The 20,620-nt window shown below is 71.8% G+C and carries 18 protein-coding genes; 4 read left to right on the forward strand and 14 right to left on the reverse strand.

What is annotated here, in order from left to right:
* Positions 1 to 109: 109 nt before the first annotated feature.
* Genes tsaD through tsaB form a run of 3 tightly spaced genes read right to left on the reverse strand, consistent with a single transcriptional unit; the run spans position 110 to position 2,297 of the window.
* Positions 110 to 1,156 (reverse strand): tRNA (adenosine(37)-N6)-threonylcarbamoyltransferase complex transferase subunit TsaD, encoded by a 1,047-nt coding sequence (tsaD, locus tag ACWED2_RS43350; protein ID WP_449696341.1) that lies wholly within the window; start codon positions 1,154 to 1,156, stop codon positions 110 to 112.
* The gene (rimI, locus tag ACWED2_RS43355) at positions 1,156 to 1,635 is read right to left on the reverse strand and encodes a ribosomal protein S18-alanine N-acetyltransferase (RefSeq protein ID WP_378189205.1); all 480 of its coding nucleotides are present in this window, start codon (positions 1,633 to 1,635) and stop codon (positions 1,156 to 1,158) included. Before rimI ends, tsaD begins: the two co-directional genes overlap by 1 nt.
* Complete coding sequence (tsaB, locus tag ACWED2_RS43360; RefSeq protein WP_449696342.1) at positions 1,632 to 2,297, reverse strand: tRNA (adenosine(37)-N6)-threonylcarbamoyltransferase complex dimerization subunit type 1 TsaB; 666 nt, start codon at positions 2,295 to 2,297, stop codon at positions 1,632 to 1,634. Before tsaB ends, rimI begins: the two co-directional genes overlap by 4 nt.
* A 200-nt stretch (positions 2,298 to 2,497) precedes the next feature.
* On the opposite strand from tsaB, the gene ACWED2_RS43365 reads away from it, so the two are divergent.
* The 3 genes from ACWED2_RS43365 (at position 2,498) to ACWED2_RS43375 (ending at position 6,278) form a co-directional block, all read left to right on the forward strand.
* Complete coding sequence (locus ACWED2_RS43365) at positions 2,498 to 3,922, forward strand: acyl-CoA synthetase (RefSeq protein WP_449696343.1); 1,425 nt, start codon at positions 2,498 to 2,500, stop codon at positions 3,920 to 3,922.
* On the forward strand, positions 3,915 to 5,243 hold the full coding sequence (locus tag ACWED2_RS43370) for a carboxyl transferase domain-containing protein (protein ID WP_449696344.1): 1,329 nt from the start codon (positions 3,915 to 3,917) through the stop codon (positions 5,241 to 5,243). Before ACWED2_RS43365 ends, ACWED2_RS43370 begins: the two co-directional genes overlap by 8 nt.
* 72 nt (positions 5,244 to 5,315) lie before the next feature.
* Positions 5,316 to 6,278: a serine hydrolase gene (locus tag ACWED2_RS43375; RefSeq protein ID WP_449696375.1), complete on the forward strand. Its 963-nt coding sequence runs from the start codon at positions 5,316 to 5,318 to the stop codon at positions 6,276 to 6,278.
* 51 nt (positions 6,279 to 6,329) lie between these two features.
* On the opposite strand, the gene tsaE is transcribed toward ACWED2_RS43375, so the two are convergent.
* From tsaE to glmS, 8 genes are read right to left on the reverse strand one after another with little or no spacing between them, the layout of a single operon-like run.
* A complete protein-coding gene (gene tsaE, locus ACWED2_RS43380; RefSeq protein WP_449696345.1) occupies positions 6,330 to 6,794 on the reverse strand; it encodes a tRNA (adenosine(37)-N6)-threonylcarbamoyltransferase complex ATPase subunit type 1 TsaE in 465 nt (154 codons plus the stop codon).
* Positions 6,791 to 7,888, reverse strand: coding sequence for an alpha/beta fold hydrolase (locus ACWED2_RS43385; protein WP_449696346.1), 1,098 nt, complete (start codon positions 7,886 to 7,888; stop codon positions 6,791 to 6,793). Before ACWED2_RS43385 ends, tsaE begins: the two co-directional genes overlap by 4 nt.
* Positions 7,885 to 9,000 carry an alanine racemase gene (alr, locus tag ACWED2_RS43390; protein WP_449696347.1) on the reverse strand — a complete coding sequence of 372 codons (1,116 nt, stop codon included), beginning with the start codon at positions 8,998 to 9,000 and terminating at the stop codon, positions 7,885 to 7,887. Before alr ends, ACWED2_RS43385 begins: the two co-directional genes overlap by 4 nt.
* A gap of 29 nt (positions 9,001 to 9,029) precedes the next feature.
* On the reverse strand, positions 9,030 to 10,121 hold the full coding sequence (locus ACWED2_RS43395) for an ABC transporter ATP-binding protein (protein ID WP_449658693.1): 1,092 nt from the start codon (positions 10,119 to 10,121) through the stop codon (positions 9,030 to 9,032).
* Positions 10,122 to 10,124: 3 nt separating this feature from the next.
* Complete coding sequence (xylB, locus tag ACWED2_RS43400; protein ID WP_449696348.1) at positions 10,125 to 11,555, reverse strand: xylulokinase; 1,431 nt, start codon at positions 11,553 to 11,555, stop codon at positions 10,125 to 10,127.
* Positions 11,545 to 12,381 carry a DeoR/GlpR family DNA-binding transcription regulator gene (locus tag ACWED2_RS43405; protein ID WP_449696349.1) on the reverse strand — a complete coding sequence of 279 codons (837 nt, stop codon included), beginning with the start codon at positions 12,379 to 12,381 and terminating at the stop codon, positions 11,545 to 11,547. The genes xylB and ACWED2_RS43405 overlap by 11 nt, the downstream gene beginning before the upstream one ends.
* Before the next feature lie 56 nt (positions 12,382 to 12,437).
* Positions 12,438 to 13,877, reverse strand: a complete 1,440-nt coding sequence (locus ACWED2_RS43410; RefSeq protein ID WP_449696350.1) for an NAD(P)H-hydrate dehydratase — start codon at positions 13,875 to 13,877, stop codon at positions 12,438 to 12,440.
* 15 nt (positions 13,878 to 13,892) lie between these two features.
* Positions 13,893 to 15,755 carry a glutamine--fructose-6-phosphate transaminase (isomerizing) gene (gene glmS, locus ACWED2_RS43415; protein WP_449696351.1) on the reverse strand — a complete coding sequence of 621 codons (1,863 nt, stop codon included), beginning with the start codon at positions 15,753 to 15,755 and terminating at the stop codon, positions 13,893 to 13,895.
* Between the two features lie 617 nt (positions 15,756 to 16,372).
* Between glmS and ACWED2_RS43420 the strand changes: the two genes are divergently transcribed.
* Positions 16,373 to 17,197, forward strand: a complete 825-nt coding sequence (locus tag ACWED2_RS43420; RefSeq protein WP_449696352.1) for a dienelactone hydrolase family protein — start codon at positions 16,373 to 16,375, stop codon at positions 17,195 to 17,197.
* A 16-nt stretch (positions 17,198 to 17,213) separates the two neighbouring features.
* Here ACWED2_RS43420 and ACWED2_RS43425 read toward each other — a convergent pair whose 3' ends face one another.
* From ACWED2_RS43425 to ACWED2_RS43435, 3 genes are all read right to left on the reverse strand, one after another.
* A complete protein-coding gene (locus ACWED2_RS43425; RefSeq protein ID WP_449696353.1) occupies positions 17,214 to 17,678 on the reverse strand; it encodes a hypothetical protein in 465 nt (154 codons plus the stop codon).
* Positions 17,679 to 17,783: 105 nt separating this feature from the next.
* Positions 17,784 to 20,291 (reverse strand): WXG100 family type VII secretion target, encoded by a 2,508-nt coding sequence (locus ACWED2_RS43430; protein ID WP_449696354.1) that lies wholly within the window; start codon positions 20,289 to 20,291, stop codon positions 17,784 to 17,786.
* The gene (locus ACWED2_RS43435) at positions 20,291 to 20,605 is read right to left on the reverse strand and encodes a hypothetical protein (RefSeq protein WP_449696355.1); all 315 of its coding nucleotides are present in this window, start codon (positions 20,603 to 20,605) and stop codon (positions 20,291 to 20,293) included. Before ACWED2_RS43435 ends, ACWED2_RS43430 begins: the two co-directional genes overlap by 1 nt.
* Positions 20,606 to 20,620 lie beyond the last annotated feature (15 nt).

The following is a 20,620-nucleotide window of genomic DNA, read 5'->3' on the forward strand; positions in this document are numbered from 1 at the left end:
AGAACGCGGCCGGTAGTGCCGGGTCAAGGCACGCTTTCCCGCCTTGACGCGGTGCCGCCGGCCGTAGTCACAATCAGGCTTCGGGGTGGCGGGAACGTAACTTCAGCCGCTAGAGCGACACCACGTTCACCGGCAACGCCGGATTGGCACTGAACTCCAGCGGCGCAGTAGGCCGCTTGGCCGCCACCACATGCGCACCCAACGCGGCAATCATCGCCCCGTTGTCCGTACACAACCGAGGCCGAGGAACCCGCAACTCGATCCCCGCCGCAGCACAACGCTCCGCCGCCAGCTCCTTCAGCCGGGAATTCGCCGCCACCCCACCGGAAATCACCATCGTGTCGATTCCCTGCTCCTTGGCCGCGCGGATCGCCTTGGCCGTCAACACATCCGCCACGGCCTCCTGGAACGACGCGGCGACGTCGTCCACCGGGATCTCCTCGCCGCGCCGAGCAGCGCCCTCGACCCAGCGCGCCACCGCGGTCTTCAAACCGGAGAAGGAAAAATCGAAGGCAGCATCCCGCGGCCCCGTCATCCCCCGCGGGAAAGCGATCGCCGAAGGGTTCCCGTTCTTGGCCGCCTTGTCGATCGGCGGCCCACCCGGGTACGGGAGCCCCAGAACCCGAGCCACCTTGTCGTAAGCCTCCCCGGCCGCATCGTCCACAGTGGATCCCAGCTCCACGATCGACGACGCGATGTCGTCGACGCGCAGCAGCTGCGTGTGCCCGCCCGAGACCAGCAGCGCGAGGCACGGCGTGGGCAACGGCCCGTGCTGCAGCGTGTCCACCGCGATGTGCCCAGCCAGGTGGTTGACGCCGTACAGCGGCACGTCCAGCGCCGTCGCGTACGCCTTCGCCGCCGAGACGCCCACCAGCAGTGCCCCAGCAAGGCCCGGCCCGGCCGTCACCGCGATCGCGTCCACATCGGACATCGACAGCCCGGCCGTGGCGAACGCGCGCTGCGTCGTCGGGACCATCGCCTCCAGGTGTGCCCGGCTGGCGACCTCCGGCACCACGCCGCCGAACCGCGCGTGCTGCTCGACGCTGGAGGCGACCTCGTCGGCCAGCAGCTCGACCGTGCCGTCGTCGTGCAGGCGGACCAGGCCGACACCGGTCTCGTCGCACGAACTCTCGATGCCCATGATGATGCGTGCCATCAGCCCGCCACCCCGTCTCGCGTCCGCGCCGGGCGGACCATCGTGTACGCGTCGGCGCCGGAAGGCTGGTAGTAGCGCTTCCGGATGCCGAGCCGTTCGAAGCCGTGGCGCTCGTACAGGGCGAGCGCGGTGGTGTTGTCCGTGCGGACCTCGAGGAAGACCGGCGCCTCGAACTCGTCGGCCCGCGCCAGCAGGGCCTGCAGCAACGCCTTGCCGATGCCCTGGCCCTGGTGTTCCGGTGCGACGCCGATGGTGTGCACGGTCGCCTCGTACTCGCCGCGGCGGCGCCCGACGACGGCCAGCCCGGCGTAACCGAGCAGCTCGTCGCCCTCGTCCGGGCGCGCGGCGAGGTAGAAGTTGCCCGCGTCCAGTTCCGAGTGGAAGGCGCGGGCGCTCCACGGGTCGTCGCCGGGGAACAGGATCTTCTCGATCTCCACGCACCGGGCGATGTCCATGCGGCGCAGCGGCTCGAGTCTCACGGGGCGGTCACCCGTTTCGGCGCCGCGGGCTCGGTGGCGTCGGGACGACGCAGGTACAACGGCGTCAGCGGCGCCGGCGGCTCCTTCGCCAGCAGCGCATCCCGGGCGACCTTCACCAGCCCGGCGGGCGAAGGGAAGCGCGGCTCGACCGGCCGGACGCCGAGCGCGTCCGCGTACAACAACGCACCGTCGCCGGCCGCGACCTCGAGGTCGGTCTCGAGGTCGGCGGGGCGCTGGACGTGCGGGCCGTCGGTGCGGCGCCCCTGCGCGTCGTAGGCGGCCCAGTAGACCTCGCGGCGCCGGGCGTCGGTGAGCACGAGGAAAGCGTCGTCCCCCGGCGGGACGTCGGCGGCCAGCGCGTCCAGGCTGCAGACCGGGTACACCGGGATGCCGAGGGCGTGGCCGAGCGCGGCAGCGGTGGCCATCCCGGCGCGCAGGCCGGTGAACGGCCCGGGGCCGACGCCGGAAACGATCGCGTCGAGGTCCTTGAGGGTCACGCCCGCGGCTTCGGCGGCGGCCAGCGCGTGCGGCGTGATCAGCTCTCCGTGGGCGCGGGGGTCGACCGTGACACGCTCACCGCGGGTCTCGACCAGGCCGCCGTCCAGCGCGACGACGCCCGCTGTCACCGCCGGGGTCGAGGTATCGATCGCCAGTACCAACACGGTGTCCCAGCCTACGACCAGCGCGTTCAGCCGCTTGCTGCAGGGGACGGATCGGCACGGTACTGTGCCGTTTGTTACCAATCCGACCGCAGTCACGGCCCCCGGCTGCGTGGCAACGGTTGCGTAACGCTCGAAAGTCGGCCTGCTTCCGGTCGGATTGGTAACGTGCGGATGGAGTCCGACACTGGGAGGTCCCCGCGGTGCCCGACCCCTTGTTCCCCTCACTCGTCGCCGGTGCCGCCAAGGTTGCCTTGCGCTTCGGCGACCACGTCCTGACCTACGACGACCTCGCCGCCGTCGCCGGCGGGCTCGCCCGCGAGCTGCCGCCCGGCCGGGTCGCGGTGTGGGCGACGCCGACCGTGCACACGAGCGTCGCGGTCGTCGCCGCGCTGCTCGCCGGGGTGCCGGCGGTGCCGCTGAACCCGAAGATCGGCGAACGCGAACTCGCGCACATCCTCACCGACGGCGAACCGGCGCTCGTGCTGGCCGAACCGGGCGTCGAGCTGCCCGCCGGGCTGGCCGCGCTGCCCCGCCGGGACATTCCCCTGACCGGCGGGAAAGCGCCGATCCCGGAGGAACCGGACGCCGAGTCCCCCGCCCTGATCGTCTACACCTCGGGCACCACCGGACCACCGAAGGGCGTCGTCCTCCCCCGCCGCGCGCTCGCGACCACACTGGACGCCCTGGAAGACGCCTGGGGCTGGACCTCCGAAGACGTCCTCGTGCACGCGCTTCCGCTGTTCCACGTGCACGGCCTGATCCTCGGCATCCTCGGCCCGCTGCGCCGCGGTGGCTCGGTGCGCCACCTCGGCCGGTTCTCGACCGAAGGCGTCGCACGGGAACTGTCGAACGGCGCGACCATGATGTTCGGCGTCCCGACCATGTACCACCGGATCGCCGGCGAAGTCGGCTCCGACACCGCGCTCGCCGACGCGCTCAAGCAGGCGCGGCTCCTGGTGTCCGGGTCGGCGGCGCTGCCGGTGCACGACCACCAGCGGATCACCGCGGCGACCGGCCGGCAGGTCGTCGAGCGCTACGGCATGACCGAGACGCTGATGAACACCAGCGTCCGCGCGGACGGCGAGCGCAAGCCCGGCACGGTGGGCGTGCCGCTACGGGGCGTCGAACTCAGGCTGGTCGGCGACGCCGGAGAGGTGATCGACGACGTCGAGACGGTCGGCGAGATCCAGGTTCGCGGACCGAACCTGTTCACCGGGTACCTCAACCGGCCGGACGCGACCGCGGCCGCGTTCGACGGCGGCTGGTTCCGCACCGGCGACATGGCCACGCTCGACGTCGACGGGTACGTCAAGATCGTCGGGCGCAAGGCGACCGACCTGATCAAGAGCGGCGGCTACAAGATCGGCGCGGGCGAGATCGAGAACGCGCTGCTCGAGCACCCGGGCGTGGCCGAGGCGGCCGTCACCGGCGAGCCGGACGACGACCTCGGCGAGCGGATCGTCGCGTGGATCGTGCCCGCCGGCGATCCACCGGCCGAAGGCGAACTCGCCGACCACGTCGCGAAGCTGCTCGCGCCGCACAAGCGCCCGCGGGTGGTCCGCTACCTGGATGCGTTGCCGCGCAACGACATGGGCAAGGTCATGAAGCGGGCGCTCGGTGTCTAGGCTGCCGGCGCGCGAGGTCGTCGGCGCGATCGCCAACGGTTTCACGGAGTTCCCGACGCCGCTGCGCGAGGAGCCGGCCGACGGCCCGATCGGCTGGCCGGGCTACCGCTCCGCCCGTGCCGCGGCGGAAGAACGCACCGGCGAGAAGGAGTCCGTCGTCTGCGGGACGGCGAAGATCGGCGACGTCGAAGCCGTGCTGATCGCCTTCGAGTTCGGGTTCCTCGGCGGGTCGCTCGGGCAGCGCACCGGCGACCTCGTCGAAGCGGCGTTCGCCCACGCCCGCGACGTCCGGCTGCCGGTGGTGTCGCTGATCGCGACCGGCGGCAGCCGCATGCAGCAGGGCATGCGCGCGTTGATGCAGCTGCAGCGGGTGGCGCGGGCGTCGGCGCTGACGCGGTCGGTGGGCATCCCGCAGATCTCGGTGCTGCGCGACCCGACCACCGGCGGCGGCTGGGCGACGCTCGGCGCGGGCGCCGACGTCGTGCTCGCGCTGCCGGAAGCGCAGGTCGGCTTCGCGGGCTCGCGGGTGCGGCCGCCGGGCTCGCCGGAGGCGTACACCGCGGAGGCGCACCACGACTGGGGTCAGGTCGACGCCGTGGTCGCGCCCGAGGAACTCCCGGCGACGCTGGAACGGTGGCTGCGGCTGCTGACCGCGCGTTCGACCGCCGCGGCCCCACCGCCTTCCGCGCTGCGGGCCGCGTCGCTGCCTTCGACGGGCTGGGAGGCGGTCCAGGCCGCGCGGTCACCGTCACGGGCGCGGGCGGCGGAGTACCTCGACGCGTACTTCGACTGGCGGGAAGACATCAGCGGCGACCGCGTGGGCGGCGCGGACCCGGGTGTGGCGTGCGGCTTCGGCTGGCGCGACGGCCGGACGATCGCGTACGCGGCCCAGTGCGGCACCCCGACGTTGCCGTCGGGCTTCCGGACGGCGGCCCGGCTGGTGCGGCTGGCGTCCCGCCTGGGCGTCCCGGTGCTGACCCTGGTCGACACCCCGGGCGCGGCGAACGACGCGGCCGCGGAGCAGGCGGGCGCGGGCGGTGCGATCGCGGAGCTGTTCGAGGCGGTGGCGACGGCTTCGGTCCCGGTGACGACCCTGGTGATCGGCGAAGGCGGCTCCGGTGGGGCTCTGGCGTTCGCCGCGGCCGGGTCGACGTGGGTGGCCCCGGACGCGTACTTCTCGGTGACATCGCCGGAAGCGGCGGCGGCGATCCTCAAGCGACCGGCTTCGGAGGTGCCGGACATCGCCAACCAGCTGCACCTGCGCCCGCAGGACCTGGTGGACCTGGGGGTCGCCCGGGCGGTCGTCAGTCCGGATCGATGATCGACGTCAATCACCCATCCGTGGTTGGATCTCGCGATGGGGTATCGACTCAACAGGCGAGCGGCGTTCGGTTTGGGGACCGCCGTCGCCGCTGGAAGCATTCTGGCCGGCTCTCCCGCGTCCGCGCAGGAGGCAGACATCGAGGCCAGCCCGGCCACACCGGACCGGGCCAGGCAGAAGGTGAAGCGCGTCTACGACAACGCGGCCGCTGAGGCGGGCGGCACCTGGAACTCCTACATCAGCGTGGCCGACCAGGTGGCCGTCGACGTGGCGTCCGACGAGGTCGTCGAGGCGTACAGCGTCAACAAGGTGGCCGTCGCGGTCACCTTGATGGACAAGATCGACCGCGGCCTGCTCACCTTGGACCAGCAGGTCCAGGTGCCGGCGAGCATCGTCGTGCCGGGTGGTGACGGCATCATCATCCTGGACAGGGCGTACCCGAGCGCGTTCACGCTGGGCCACGTCCTGTCGCTGTTCCTCACGGTTTCGGATGACACGTGCGTCCGGCTGGTGGGGCTCGTGGTCCCGGCGGCCGAGATCAACCAGATCCTGGTGGCCAAGGGCTTCCCCAAGACGCAGGTCACGCCGGTGGCCAACCCGAACCGCTACTTCCTCGGCCAGACCACTCCGCGCGAGACCCACGACCTGCTGAAGGCGCTGGTCGCGGGCACGTTGCTGAGCCCGGCGTCGACGGAGTACCTGCTGTCCATCCTGCGGTCGCAGGTGGCGTTCACCGACGGTGTCCGCCGTGAGATGTCGTCCGTCGACCGGGCGAGGATCGCCACGAAGGCGGGCTGGCTGAACGACGGCCGCAACGAGGCGGGGATCATGTTCGACGCCGCGGGCAAGCCGGTGTTGATCTACTCGATGTTCGCGCACGGCCAGGCAAACCCGGAGGATTTCGGAGCCACCCACCCGGTCCGGCAGGCGAGCGCGAAGATGGGGCCGAAGTTCCTGCGCGCGGTCGACAAGATCGCGGGCGCGGGCACCAGGACCTTCCGGGCACCGGCCTACCAGCAGTACAACGGCGGCTGAGAGCGACTACCCCTCGTGAGTGGTAATTCGGGTTAGAACCCTAATTACCACTCACGAGGTCTTGGCGAGTTCGGGGGTGCGGTCGGCCCAGGTGCCGTGCGGTTCGAGCGTCACCTCGCGGACGTCGTCCTCGCGGCGGTCCAGCCGGACCACCAGGTAGTCCTCCGACAGGCGCTCGGCCGAACCCTCGCCCCACTCGACCACGATCGCCGAGCGCTCCAGGTCCGTGTCCAGGTCCAGGTCGTCCAGCTGGGACAGGTCGCCGCCGAGCCGGTACGCGTCCACGTGCACCAGCGGCACGCCCGCCGCGCCCGCCGGGTGGACGCGGGCCAGGACGAACGTCGGGCTGCTGACCCGGCCGCCGACGCCGAGGCCGTCCGCAATGCCGCGGGTCAGCGTCGTCTTGCCCGCGCCGAGCGGGCCGGCCAGCAGGACCAGGTCGCCCGCGCGCAGCACGCGGCCGAGCGCGCGCCCGAAGTCCATCGTGTCGTCAGGGGTCGGGAACACGAAACTCAACGCTGCCACCACCAGGTTCGCCGGGACGAGGTCACGCCGTCCACACCGGAACAGCGTTGCAGGAGATCGATCAGATGGCTGTTCACCAGCTCGGGCTGCTCGAGCTGGACCATGTGGCCGGCGCCGCGGACGCGCACCAGCTCCGCGTCGGGCAGCTCGGCCGCGATCCGCTCGGCGTGCGAGAACGGCGTGAACCGGTCCGAGTCGCCGCCGATGACCAGCACTTCGGCGTGCTTCAGGCCCGCCAGCGCCGCGTACCGGTTGTGGCTGCCGAGCGTGTCGATGAAGTTGACGAGCCCGCGCACCGGCGTCACTTCCAGCATCTCGATCATGAAGTCGACGAGCCGGGGCGCGACGTCGCGGCTGCCGAACGCCAGCCGGCGCACCGCCTGCCGCGTCAGCTGGCCGCCCGCCGCGCGGACGAACTCCACCAGCCCGGGCTGCCAGCCGGCCAGACCGCCGGCCGCGCGCGTCAGCGGGTTGTACTTCGAGAGCAGCGAACGCGGCAACCCGCGTGCCCCGACTTCGCCCGCGGCGGTCGCGATGAAGGCGACCCCGCACACGCGATCTTCAAAGAGCGAAGGGAACTCGGCGGCCAGCTCCATGATGACCATGCCGCCCATCGAGTGCCCCATCAGCACGATGGGTCCCTCCGGCACCACGGACCGCAGCACGCAGTCGAGGTCCCGGGCCAGCTGTTCGATGGTCGACGTCTCGGCCGAAGCCGCGCCGGACAGGCCGTGGCTGCGGTGGTCGTAGTACACCTGGCGCACGCGCGGCAGCCGTAGCGACGCCAGGTCACGGCGCTGGAAATGCCAGCAGCGCCGCGAAAGCGCGAAGCCGTGCACCCCCACGACGGTCAGTTCCGGTTCGCCGCCGTCTTCCGGGTCGATCTCCTCGACCGAAAGCGGCGTGCCGTCCTCGGCCGCGACCGTCGAAGTGCGGTCGGGCTTCAGCTCCCCCAGCGGCTCGTCCACGTACGGATCCTCACTGTGCCGCCGCTGCTGCGCGGCGACGGCGATGGCGGCGGCGGTCCCGGTGGCCAGTGCCCCGACCCCGCCGGCGATGGCCAGCAGTCGTCGTGAAGGTGTCACGGGCGCTCCCCCAGATACCGGCGCCGGACTCTCGGGCGGTACATCGAGGTGACGATTTCGTAGTCGATGGTGCCCAGCTTGTCGGCCCATTCCCGGGCGGTCGGCTCGCCACGGGTCCCGGCGCCGAACAGGACGACCTCGTCGCCGACGGCCGGTTCGTAGTCGCCGCAGTCGACGACCAGCTGGTCCATGCAGACCCGCCCGGCCACCGGCCGCCGCTGCCCACCCAGGTGGACGTCCATCCGCCCGGACAGGCTGCGGGGCACCCCGTCGGCGTACCCGGCCGGGACCAGCGCGAGGTTCGTGTCGCGCGAAGCCGTCCAGGTGTGCCCGTAGGACACCGATTCGCCGGCTTCGATGCGCTTGACCAGCGCGACCGCGGACCGGAAGGTCATGGCCGGGCGCAGGTCCTCGGCCTGCGGCACCGGGTTCAGCCCGTACGTGGCGATGCCGGGCCGGACGATGTCGAAGTGCAGGTCGGGCCGGGTGAGCAGGGCCGCGGAGTTCGCCAGGTGCCGCAGCGGGTCGAGCCCGGCGGCGCGGGCCGTGTCGTAGGCCTCGGCGAAGCGTTTGGCCTGCTCGTCGGTCGCCGGGTGCTCCGGCTCGTCGGCGCACGCGAGGTGGGACCAGATCGCGACCACCTCGACCCGCGGTTCGGCGGCCGCCGCTTCGACCAGCTCGGCCCACGCGGCGGGCGGGCAGCCGTTGCGCGAGAGGCCGGTGTCGATTTTGAGGTGCACACGCGCCCGGGTACCCGGTTTCGCGGCCGCGGCGATGCGGCGTAGCTCACCCAGCGAGCTGGCCGCGAGGTCGACGTCGTTTTCGACGCCGGCCGCGAAGTCGATGTCCGGGGTGTCCAGCCAGCTGAACAGCCTCGTGGTGATCCCGGCCTCGCGGAGGGCGAGCGCTTCGCCGAGCGAGCAGGTGCCCAGCCAGGACGCCCCGGCCTCGACCGCGGCGCGCGCCACCGGCAGCGCGCCGTGGCCGTAGGCGTCGGCCTTCACCACGGCCATCACCTGCGAGCCGGGCGCGCGGGCGCCCAGCAGGGTGAGGTTGTGGCGGATCGCGTCGAGGTCGATGTCGACCTGGGCCCGCGGGAAACTGGAGGTCATGGCGCCCTCCAGTTTCCCATGACCCGAGGTCAGGGCAGGCGCAGCCCGGACGTGGCGGAGAACACGTGCAGCTCGTCGGGGCGGATCCGCAGGTGGACGGTGTCGCCCATGGCCGGCGGCGTGCGCGGGTCGACGCGGGCGACGATGTTGGACTTCGTGCCTTCGGCGTCGGTCTCGGCCAGCTTGCCGTAGACGTACGCGTCCGAGCCGAGCTCCTCGACCAGGTCGACCTTGATCGGCACCGAGCTGTCGCCCTCGGTGGTCACTTCCAGGGACTCCGGCCGGAAGCCGAGGGTCACCTTGTCGCCGTCGGCGGCCGCGATGACCTCGCGGGTCAGCGGCACGCTGCCGCCGCCCAGCTCGGCGCCGTCAGCCGTCAGCTTCGCGGTCACCAGGTTCATCGCCGGCGAGCCGATGAAGCCCGCGACGAAAGCGTTTGCGGGCTTGTCGTACAGCGCGCGCGGGGTGTCGCACTGCTGCAGCAGGCCGTCCGAGAGCACCGCGACGCGGTCACCCATCGTCATGGCCTCGACCTGGTCGTGCGTGACGTACACCGTGGTGACGCCGAGGCGGCGCTGGAGCGCGGCGATCTGCGTGCGCGTCGACACGCGCAGCTTCGCGTCGAGGTTCGACAGCGGCTCGTCCATGAGGAAGACCTGCGGCTCGCGGACGATCGCGCGGCCCATCGCGACGCGCTGGCGCTGACCACCGGAGAGCGCCTTCGGCTTGCGGTCGAGGTACTGCTCGATGTCCAGCAGCTTCGCCGCCTCGAGGACCTTCTGCTTGATCTCGGACGCGGGCCGCCCGGCGATCTTCAGCGCGAAGCCCATGTTCTGCGCGACCGTCATGTGCGGGTACAGCGCGTAGTTCTGGAACACCATCGCGATGTCGCGCGAGCGCGGCGGCAGCTGGGTGACGTCGCGGTCGCCGATCCAGACGGCGCCGTCGTCGATGTCCTCGAGGCCGGCCAGCATGCGCAGGCTGGTCGACTTGCCGCAGCCGGACGGGCCGACCAGCACGAGGAACTCGCCGTCGGCGATCTCCAGGTCCAGCGCGTCGACCGCGGGGCGCTCGGCACCCGGGTAGCGGCGGGTCGCCTTGTCGTAGGTGATGGAAGCCATCGGTCAGTCCTCTCCGAGATTCCGCCGGACCCCGTAAGCCGCTTCGCGAGCTTCGAGGTGGCGCTGCTGGATCCGGTGGCCCTCGGCGCGCTGCGCCTCGGTCGGCTCGTCCAGCTCGAGCCGGAGCTTCTGGTTCTCCTGCCAGGACGGGGGTTCCGCACTGGACGCAAGGGCCCAGGCCGCCTGCCGCGCCGCGCCGAGCGCGACGTACTCGGCGACTTCGGGCAGCTGCACGGGCACCCCGAACACCAGCGGCGCGACCGCGCGGACGGCCCGCGACTGGGCGCCCCCGCCGATCAGCAGCACGCGCTGGACGTCGAGGCCGTGCGCGCGCACCGCGTCGAGGCCGGCGGCCAGGCCGCAGAGCATGCCTTCGACGGCGCTGCGCGCGAGGTTCTCCGGGGTCATGTTTTCCCTGGTCAGCCCGGCCAGCGAGCCGGTGGCACCAGGCAGGTTCGGGGTGCGCTCGCCGTCGAGGTACGGCAGGAAGGTCAGCCCGCCGGCGCCGGGCTCGGCGGTCAGGGCGAGCCGGTCGAACTCGCTGAGCGTCGCGCCGAGCATCGCGGCCGTCGCGGTGAGGACGCGGGCGGCGTTGAGGGTGCAGGCGAGCGGGAGGAAGCGGCCGGTGGCGTCGGCGAACCCGGCGACCTCGCCGCTGACGTCGGCCGCGCCGGTTTCCGCGACGCCGAACACGGTGCCGCTGGTGCCGAGCGAGACGACGGCGTCACCGGGCTTGAGTTCCAGCCCGAGCGCGGCGGCCATATTGTCGCCCGTGCCCGCGGAGACGAGCACGCCGTCGGGGGTGTGGCCGGCGGCGTCGGCCGGGCCGAGCACGGTGGGCAGCTCCGGCGTCCGGCCGCCGAAGGCGTGGCTGAGCACGTCGAGGCGGTAGGCGTTGTCGGTCGGCGAGAAGTAGCCGGTGCCGGAGGCGTCGCCGCGGTCGGTGACCGGGTCGCCGCCGGTGAGCTTCCAGGTCAGCCAGTCGTGCGGGAGCAGCACGCGCGCCACGCGGTCGGCGAGCTCGGGCTCGTGCTCGGCCAGCCAGCGCAGCTTCGTGACGGTGAAGCTGGCGACCGGCACCGAGCCGACGGACTTCGCCCAGGCCGACGGCCCGCCGAGCTCGTCGACGAGGTCGAGCGCCGCCTGCGCGGAACGGGTGTCGTTCCAGAGCAGCGCGGGCCGGACGACCTCGTTGTTTTCGTCGAGGGTGACCATGCCGTGCTGCTGCCCGCCGACGCCGATGGCCTTGACGCCGTCGAGCAGGCCGTTCGTGGCCTCGGTGAAGGCGTCCCACCAGGCGGCGGGCGCGACCTCGGTGCCGTCGGGGTGCGGCGCGCGGCCGGTGCGGACGATTTCGCCGGTTTCGGCGTCACACACGACGACCTTGGTCGACTGGGTGGACGAGTCGATGCCGGCGACCAGTTCAGCTGTCATAGGGCTGCCCCTCTGCGACGTGTTCGACGATCTCGATCGCGGTGCCCGCGTTGAGCGCGGCCTCGATCTCCTCGGTGGGCGTGGCCTGGCCCGTGATCAGCAGGTCGTAGTCGCCGACGTCGCCGTGCGCGTAGGTGGCGGTGCGGCCGAACTTCGAGTGGTCGACGACGAGGACGGTGTGGTTCGCGACCTTCAGCGCGGCCTTCTTGAGCTCGGCGTAATCGCGGTCAGGGTGGAAGAGCCGCCCGACGGCGACGGCGGTGACCGAGACGAACGAGACGTCGGCGCGGATCGAGTCGAGCAGGTTCAGGACCTCGGGGCCGGCGCAGGAGTCGTACTCGTGGCTGTAGCGGCCCCCGGCGAGGACGACCTCGACCTTGGGCCCGAGCAGCCGGGCGGCGTGCAGCGAGTTGGTGACGACGGTCAGGGCGTCGATCTCGGCGAGCCGCTTGACCAGCGGGAGCAGCGTGGTGGAGTCGTCGACGAAGACGGTCTGGCCGGGCTGCACGTGCTTGGCGGCGGCTTCGCCGAGGGCTTCCTTCTCGCCGTGGTGGAGGGTGTCGCGGAAGCGGGCGGCGGTCTCGATGGTGAGCGCCGGGTACGCCTCGACCTTGCCGCGCAGCTTGCGCAGGAGCCGGCGTTCGGCCAGGTCGTCGAGGTCGCGGTGCATGGTCATCAGGCTGACCTTGAAGCGGCTGGTCAGGTCGTCGATCCGCGCCTCGCCCAGCTCGATGACGTGGTCGAGGATGTCCTGCCGCCGCTGCTCGACGACGGCATCGGACGGCCGGGTCTTCCGGTCTCCGGATGCTGCTGTGCCGCCGCTCACACGGCCTTCTTACCAGATTTGCCGCGCGAAGTTAACAGAGAACTCGATAAGTCTTCTCAGGTCGTTAGCGAGCGGATCGAACGGATGGCCTCCGGGATCGCGTGGACCAGGCCGGAGGCCGAGGTCGGGGCGTTCTGGGCCGCGATCGCGCCGGCGAGCGAGTGCACGTCGGCTGCCGCGGCGGCGGCCAGCCAGGGGTCCACACCGGCCGCCAGGAGGGCTCCGACCAGGCCCGACAGGACGTCACCCGAGCCGGCCGTGGCCAGCCAGGCTCCTCGAGGGCGGTTCACCGCGATCCGGCCGTCCGGGGCCGCGATCACCGTGCAGTGCCCCTTCAGCAGCACCACCGCGTCGTACTTCTTCGCCGCTTCGCGCGCGGCGGCCACCCGGTCTTTTCCGGGTGCCCGGCCCATCAGGCGCTGGTACTCGCCCGCGTGCGGGGTCAGGACCAGCGGGGTGTCCGGGTCGCGGGCGTCGAGGACGTCCGGGGACTTCGCGATGATCGTCGTCGCGTCGGCGTCGGCGCAGACCGGGACACCCCGGCCGAGGACGTACCGCAGTACGTCCCGCCCCTCGGAGCCGGTGCCGATGCCCGGCCCGACCACCCACGCCTGGACCCGGCCCGCGTCCGCGACCGTGCCGGTCGCGATGACCTCCGGCCACTGCGCCCGGACGACGTCCGCCGCGTGGCCCGCGTACCGCACCAGACCCGAGGTCGCGCGGACCGCCGAGCCCGCGGCCAGCACCGCGGCGCCCGGGTACGTCGCCGAGCCCGCCGCGACACCCACCACGCCCTGGCTGTACTTGTCGTCCTCCGGGCCGGGCACCGGCCAGGCCGCGGCGACGTCCACGATGTCGAGGCGCTGGAGGTCGGGGTGGTCCAGCTCGAGGCCGATGTCGACCAGGACGACCTCGCCGCAGTGGCCGGGCGCCAGCGCGTGGACCGGCTTGAGGGCGCCGAACGTCACCGTGCGGGTGGCTTTGACGGCGGGGCCGTCGACCGCGCCGGTGTCCGGGTCGACGCCGCTGGGCAGGTCGACCGCGACGATCGGGGCTTCCACCAGCTCGACCAGCCGCGCCGCGTCCGGCCGCAGAGGGCCGCGGCCGGAGATGCCGACGATGCCGTCGACCACGACGTCGGCCTTCGCGATCCACTGTGGACCGTCCTCGGCGGACACCACACGGCCCCCGGCCCGCTTCAGCGCTTTCAGCCCTTTGGCGTGGGCTTTTTCGGGCTTGAGCAGGACCGCCGTCACGGCCACCCCGCGGCGGCGCAGGAACGCGCCGGCCCACAGGGCGTCGCCGCCGTTGTCGCCGGAGCCGACCAGCAGGACGACCCGGCGGCCCGAGACGCCGCCGGTGTGGTCCTCCAGGAGGTCGGCGATCTGTACCGCGAGCCCGAAGGACGCCCGGCGCATCAGCTCGCCGTCGGGTGTGACGGCGAACGCCCGCCCCTCCGCCTCGCGAATCCGTTCCGTGGTCCAGATTCCCTGCACGGCGGGGCCTCCCGCTTACTCGACGGTGACGGACTTCGCCAGGTTACGCGGCTTGTCGACGTCGTACCCGCGAGCGCGGGCGATCTCCGCGGCCAGCACCTGCAGCGGCACGGTGGACACCAGCGGCTGCAGCAGCGTCGGCACGGCGGGGACCTCGATGAGCTCGTCGGCGAACGGGCGGACGGTCTCGTCGCCCTCTTCCGCGATCACGATCGTGCGGGCGCCGCGCGCCTGGATCTCGCTGATGTTCGACACGAGCTTCGAGTGCAGTACCGCACGGCCCTTCGGCGAGGGCATCACGACGACGACCGGCAGGCCCTCTTCGATCAGCGCGATCGGGCCGTGCTTGAGCTCGCCGGCCGCGAAGCCCTCGGCGTGCATGTACGCGAGTTCCTTGAGCTTCAACGCGCCTTCGAGGGCGACCGGGAAGCCGACGTGGCGGCCGAGGAACAGGATCGCCTTCGAGTCGGCGATCCGGCGGCCGAGGTCCCGCACCTGCTCCACAGTGGACAGTACCTTTTGGACGGCCGCGGGCATGGCCTCCAGCTCGGCGAACTCGCGGGCGACCTCGTCCGGGTACTTCGTGCCGCGGGCCTGCGCCAGCGCCAGGCCGACCAGGTAGTTGGCCGCGATCTGGGCGAGGAACGCCTTGGTCGAGGCGACGCCGATCTCGGGCCCCGCGTGGGTGTAGAGGACGGCGTCGGACTCGCGCGGGATCTGGGCGCCGTTGGTGTTGCAGACGGCGAGGACGCGCGCCTTCTGCTCGCGGGCGTGCCGGACGGCTTCGAGCGTGTCCGCCGTCTCGCCGGACTGGGAGACGGCGACGACGAGCGTGTCGCGGTCGAGGACCGGGTCGCGGTAGCGGAACTCACTTGCGAGTTCGACCTCGACCGGCAGGCGCGTCCAGTGCTCGATGGCGTACTTGGCGACCAGGCCGGAGTGGTAGGCCGAGCCGCAGGCGACGACGAAGACCTTGTCGACGTCGCGGAGGTCCTGGTCGGAGATGCGCTGCTCGTCGAGAATGATCCGGCCGGACTCGAAGTGCCCGCGCAGCGTGTTCGCCAGCGCTTCGGGCTGCTCCTCGATCTCCTTGAGCATGAAGTACTCATGGCCGCCCTTTTCGGCGGCGGAGAGGTCCCAGTCCACGGTGAACGGCTTGGCCTGGGCGGCGTCGCCGTGGAAGTCCAGCACGTCGTAGCCGTCGCGGGTGATGACGACGAGCTGGTCCTGGCCGAGCTCGACGGCCTCGCGGGTGTGCTCGATGAAGGCGGCGACGTCGGAGGCGACGAAGTGCTCACCGTCGCCGACCCCGACGACCAGCGGCGACGACCGGCGCGCGGCCACGATCGTGTCCGGGTGATCGCCGTGCGTCACGACGAGGGTGAACGCGCCTTCGAGCCGGCGGCAGACGGCGGCGACGCTGGCGGTGAGATCGCCCTTCGTGTCGCCTTCGGTGTACGCACGGGCCACCAGGTGGGCGGCGGTCTCGGTGTCGGTGTCGCTGGCCATCTCGACACCGTCGGCTTCGAGCTCGGTGCGGAGGGCGGCGAAGTTTTCGATGATGCCGTTGTGCACGACGGCAACGCGCTGCGAGGCGTCCCGGTGCGGGTGCGAGTTGCGGTCGACGGGCGCGCCGTGGGTGGCCCATCGGGTGTGCCCCATGCCGGCGGTGCCGCCGAAGTGCTCGCGGCCGACCTCGTCGAGCCGGCTTTCCAGGTTGGCCAGCCGGCCCGCCTTGCGCTCGACGGTCAGCGCACCGGCGCCGTCGAGGACCGCGACACCGGCGGAGTCGTAACCGCGGTACTCCATGCGCCGGAGCCCGCCGAGGACGACGTCCAGAGCCGGGCGGTGCCCGACATATCCCACGATTCCACACACGGTCACCAGCCTAACGAGGGATGTCCGGCGGCCTGACGGGGTCCGTGAACCCTCGTCGACCTGCACGGACGCGGCCGCGGTGGTTCGAACCAATGGACGTACCCGGACGGACGACTCGCGTACCTGGACGGACGACTCGCGTACCTGAAGGGTCGGCTGGCGTACTTGGACGGTCGGCTGGCGTATCTCGCGGTCGGGCCGCGTGCCTGGTGGGCGGCTTGGCGGCCGAAACTGTCGGTGCCTGCCGGTAAAGTGGAAAACGGGGGGCGCCCCCGCGGGCCGACCGCGCAGATGCGCCAACCGACCCTCCAGGTGCGCCAACCGACCCTCCAGATGCGCCAACCGACCCTCCAGGTGCGCGAGCCGACCGTCTGCGAACGCGAGCTGACTTTCCAAGTGCGCGGGCCGACCGTCCGGGCGCGCGGGCCTACCGTCTGGGAACGCGGGCCGACTCCAGGTGCGCGGGCCGACCGTTCGGGCGCGCGCGCCTACCGAGTGGGGCCGCCCGGGTGGGCGGGCCTACCGGGTGGGGGCCGCACGGGTGGGTGGGCCGGCTGTTGCGGCGCGCCGGGGCGGCGGGCGAGCCGCGGGAGGGCTCGCACAGTAGGGTCTCGACCATGGCCAGCAAGCCCAAGCAGCTGCTCGCGGAGTTGACGCATCCGGGTCCGCACGAGGTCCTGCGGGGCAACCTCGCCCTGGTCGGGCTGCCCGGCGTGGTCTTCACGCCGCGCGCCGGGCTCGGGTTGCCGGCCGTGGCCTTCGGGCACGGGTGGCTGCAGCCGCCCGATCGGTACCGGGGGCTGCTGAGGCACCTCGCGAGCTGGGGCATCGTCGCCGCCGCGCCGGCCACGCAAAAAGGCCCCTTGCCCTCGCACCGGCTGCTGGCCGCCGACCTGCTGACCACCCTGGACGTCGTCACCACCGTGCGGCTCGGGCCGGACGGCATCAGCGTCGATCCCGGCAAGCTCGGCCTCGCCGGTCACTCGACCGGCGGCGGCTCGGCCGTCCTCGCCGCGGCGCAGGACGCGCAGAGCGAGAAGCCGCGGATCAAGGCCGTCGCCACCATCACCGCCGCTCAGACGCTGCCGCCGGCCACCGAGTCGGCGAAGGCGATCACCGTCCCCGGGCTGCACCTCGCCGCCGAAGACGACCTGGTCGCCCCCGCCGTCGCGCACGCCGAAGCGATCGCCGGCGCCTGGGGCGGCGATGACGTCCAGCTGCGGTTCCTCGGCAAGGCGTCCCACCTGGGCGTCACCGAGGGCAGGCACTGGTCGCAGCTGTTCATGCACGGCAAGCCGCACCGCGGGACGCAGCAGCTCACCCGCGCCCTGTTCACGGCGTTCTTCCTGACCCACCTGACCGGCACCGACCGGTACCGCCCCCTGCTCGAGGCGGACGTCAAGCGCGCGCCCATCGAACGTGAGGAAGAGCCCGCCCACTGACGCAGGCGGGCCCGGGTCAGACCAGCCAGCTCGTGCTGGAGAAGTCGTCCTCGTCGTCGGGCTGACGCGCGTGCCGCCCGCGCCGCGGCGGCTCGGGCGCCGCCGGCGGCGGTTCCGGTGCCGGTTCCGGGCGCGGCGGGGCCGCCGCCACCGGCGTTCCGTAGCTCGGGGTCGGGTAGTTCGTGTAGCCGGTGTCCGCCTCTTCGTCGTGGACGCCGAACTCCATCAGCGACTCGCGGGACTTGTCGGCCAGCGTCTTCTCCGTCGCCCAGCCGCCCGCGCTCTGCTTGCGCTTGTTGAGCTCGTCCATGTGCTCGGCGTACTTCTGCGTGGCGGCCAGCTCCTGCCGCATGCCCTCCTGGGCCTGCTGTTGGGCCTCGGCGAGCCGGCGTTCGCGCAGCCCCCGCTGCTCGTCCTGCTCCCGCGCCGCCGCTTCCATCGTCGAAATCGCCGCGCGATACCGGTCTTCGGCGCTACTCATGCGCCGGCCTCGCTGACGCTCAGCTCGGCCTGAGCGGCGAGCGCTGTGTTGAATGATTCGTTCGCAAGCTCACTCATTGGCCCTCCTCGGCCCTTCCGGCCCTCGTCACCGGTCGTACCGGATCGAACGGTCACCCTCGTCGTCGAGCGAGCCGCTGATGCGGCCCTTCGCGCCGCTCGTCTCGAACACGCCACCCTCGATGCGGTACTGGCTGGGCCCGCGCTGCTGGTCGCCGCCACCTCCGCCCCCGGGCGCGCCGCCCATGCCGCCCATCATCCCCATGCCGCCCATCCCCGACATGCCGCTCATGCCCGACGAGCTCGCGGCGGCCTGGTGCACACCCGGGTCGACCGGAGTCGCGCCGAGCCCACCGCCGCCGTCGGACATCGGCAGCGAGGTGTCGCTGCCCGTCTGGGCGCCCGGGTCGAGCGAGACGGCGCCGGCGAAGTCCGGGGACCCGCCGCCGGTGATGGCCGAGCCGAAGCTGCTCGCGCCGGCCGTCGTGGTCGCGTCCCCGCCGGGACCGGCGCCGGTCCCGGCGCCCGCGTCGGCCGTCGCCACCGCGGGTTCGGCTCCCACGCTGCCTCCGCCGCCGAGGTCGCCGTCGAAGCCGCCGGGGGCGGTGAACCCGCCACCAGAGGCGCCCTCGCTGCGGGTGAAACCCGGGTCGGGGTTGGCCGGCGCGGGGTCCTTCGTCAGCGGGGATTCGGCGTTCGGATCATGCGGGATGTCCGCGCCGACGCCCACCGGCTTGACGTCGGCCTTGAGGGCGTCCGCCTTGAGGTCCCCGGCCTTGGGGTCGTCCTTCTCGTCCAGGGTGTAGGTGGTCGGCTCACCCTTGCCGTCGTCGACCGTCACGATCGTCGGGCCGTCCGGGCCCTGCGGCCGCTCCGCGGTGATCTTGAGGTTGCCGTCCTGGATGTGGATCTTGCCGTCCGGACCCGGTTTGTAGGAGCCGTCGGCCGAGGGCTGGCCCTCCTTGACCGCCGGCTGGCTGCCCTGCGGCCCGAAGGACGCCTTGTCGCCGTCCTTGCCCGCGGCGTCCTTGCCCGCCTCGGCTTTGTCGTCGTCACCCCAGTCGAGGTGGTAGTCCTTCTTGTGGCCCTGGCCGTCGTCCACGGAGATGTCCTGCTTGCCCTCCTTGTCGGGCTCGGACATCGTGATCGTGTTGTCGCCCTTCTTGACCGACACCGTGTCCGTGTCGTCGGCGTCCTTGATGGCTTCGCCGGTCTTCGGGTCGATCGGGTACGGCTCGCCGGTCGACGGGTCGACTTCGAGGGGCTTCCCGGTGATCGGGTTCTTGCCCTCTTCCGGCTTCGCGGGCTCCTCGGCCTTCGGGGGCTCGGCGGCCGACGGCGTCGTGGAGCCGCTTCCGGTGCTGCCCGAGCTCCCCGTGCTGCCGCTCCCGGTGCTGCCCGTGTTCCCGGTGTTGCCGGTGTTCCCCGTGTTGCCGGTGTTCCCGGTCTTGTCGCCGCCGCCTTCGTTCTTGGCCTCGGTCAGCTGGTTGCGGTAGCCGTCCATGTACCGCGCGAGCGCGCCGAACTGCTGGTCGATCGTGTCCTTGGCGGCCTTGCAGGAGCCGTCGAACGCGGTGATCAGGCTCTTGTACTCGGTCGAAAAGGCACCGTCGCGCCAGTAGCGGCAGACGTTGCGGCCGTAGTCGATGTTCTCCTGGTTGAAGCAGCCGTCGTCGTTCTGCAGGCGCTCGGCCAGGTTGGAGTTGTTGCCGTGCTTGGCGTTCACGGCGTCGATCCAGCCGGCGACCTTCATGAAGTCGTCGAATTCCTCGGTCTCGTTGTTGGCGATCTTGAGGACGTCCAGCGCCATCGGGATGTCGGCCTCGGCGATCACCGGGCGGTGCAGCTGCAGGACCTCGTCGACCTTCTTCTTGACCGCGGTGAAGACCTGCGTCACGGTCTGGGGGATCAGCTTCGCCGCGCCGTCGATCTGCTGCGACAGCTCCTTGGCGTGCGGCTTGATCGTCTCGTCGTACTTGATTTCGGCCGCGTTGGCGCCCTTGCCCTTCCACGCGTCGAAAAGGGTCTGGAGTTCGGTGTCGCTCTTGGTGAGCGCGTCCTCGACGACCTTGTGCGCCTTGGCCAGGTCGTCGGCGTCGCCCAGGAACTTCTGGTACTGGATCCCGCGGTTCTCGTGGAACTTGTCCTTGAGCTCCTTCTGCGAATCCCGCTTCTGGCCGAACTTGTTCCAGACCTCGTCGGTCCACTTCGCCAGCATGTCGACGGCGACGTTGCCCTGGTCGAGCTGTTCGTCGGAACTCTTCGCGCCGGCCCCCAACGTCGGCGCGCCGATTCCGTCGAGGTTCTTCTTCGCCTGGTCGCGCGCGGCGGTGTCGCGGTCGTGTTCCTGCTTCTTGGCCGCGGCTTCCTGCTGCGCTTCCTGCAGCGCTTCGTCGACGTCTTCGGTCGACCCCGGCAGCCAGTCGTTGCTCAGGCTGTTGTCGGAGTAGTTCTCGATGTATTTGTTGGCGTACGCTTCTTCTTCGTCCGTGAAGTAGACGGAGTCTTCGCTGTACTCCTCCATGAGCTTGGTTTTCGCAGCCATGGAGACGTTCGGGTCGTCGAGGACCTTCTTGATGTCAGCCCATTCGGCCATCAGCGGTTACCCCCGGCCTGGTTCGCCGTCGCGCCGGCGTTCTGCTCCTGCGCGGTGTACTTGGCGCCCGCGGACCCGATTCCGCTGCCCAGGTTCAGCAGGGCGTTCGACAGCCCGGTCATGCCCGCGCCGATTTCGTCGATCCCGGCCTTGTACTTGCCGAAGCTCTCCTGGTGCACGCGACCGAAGTCCCCCGCGACGATTTCGGTCGGCGCGACCTTCTTCGCTTCGTTCGCCGGGTCGTCGGCGACGTCCGCCAGGCGGATCTGCGCCCGCGTCATCGCCTCCGAACTCGCTTCGTAGCCGTTCGGCATGGTCGCTGCCCCCTT

The organism is Amycolatopsis sp. NPDC005003 (genome assembly GCF_053600695.1).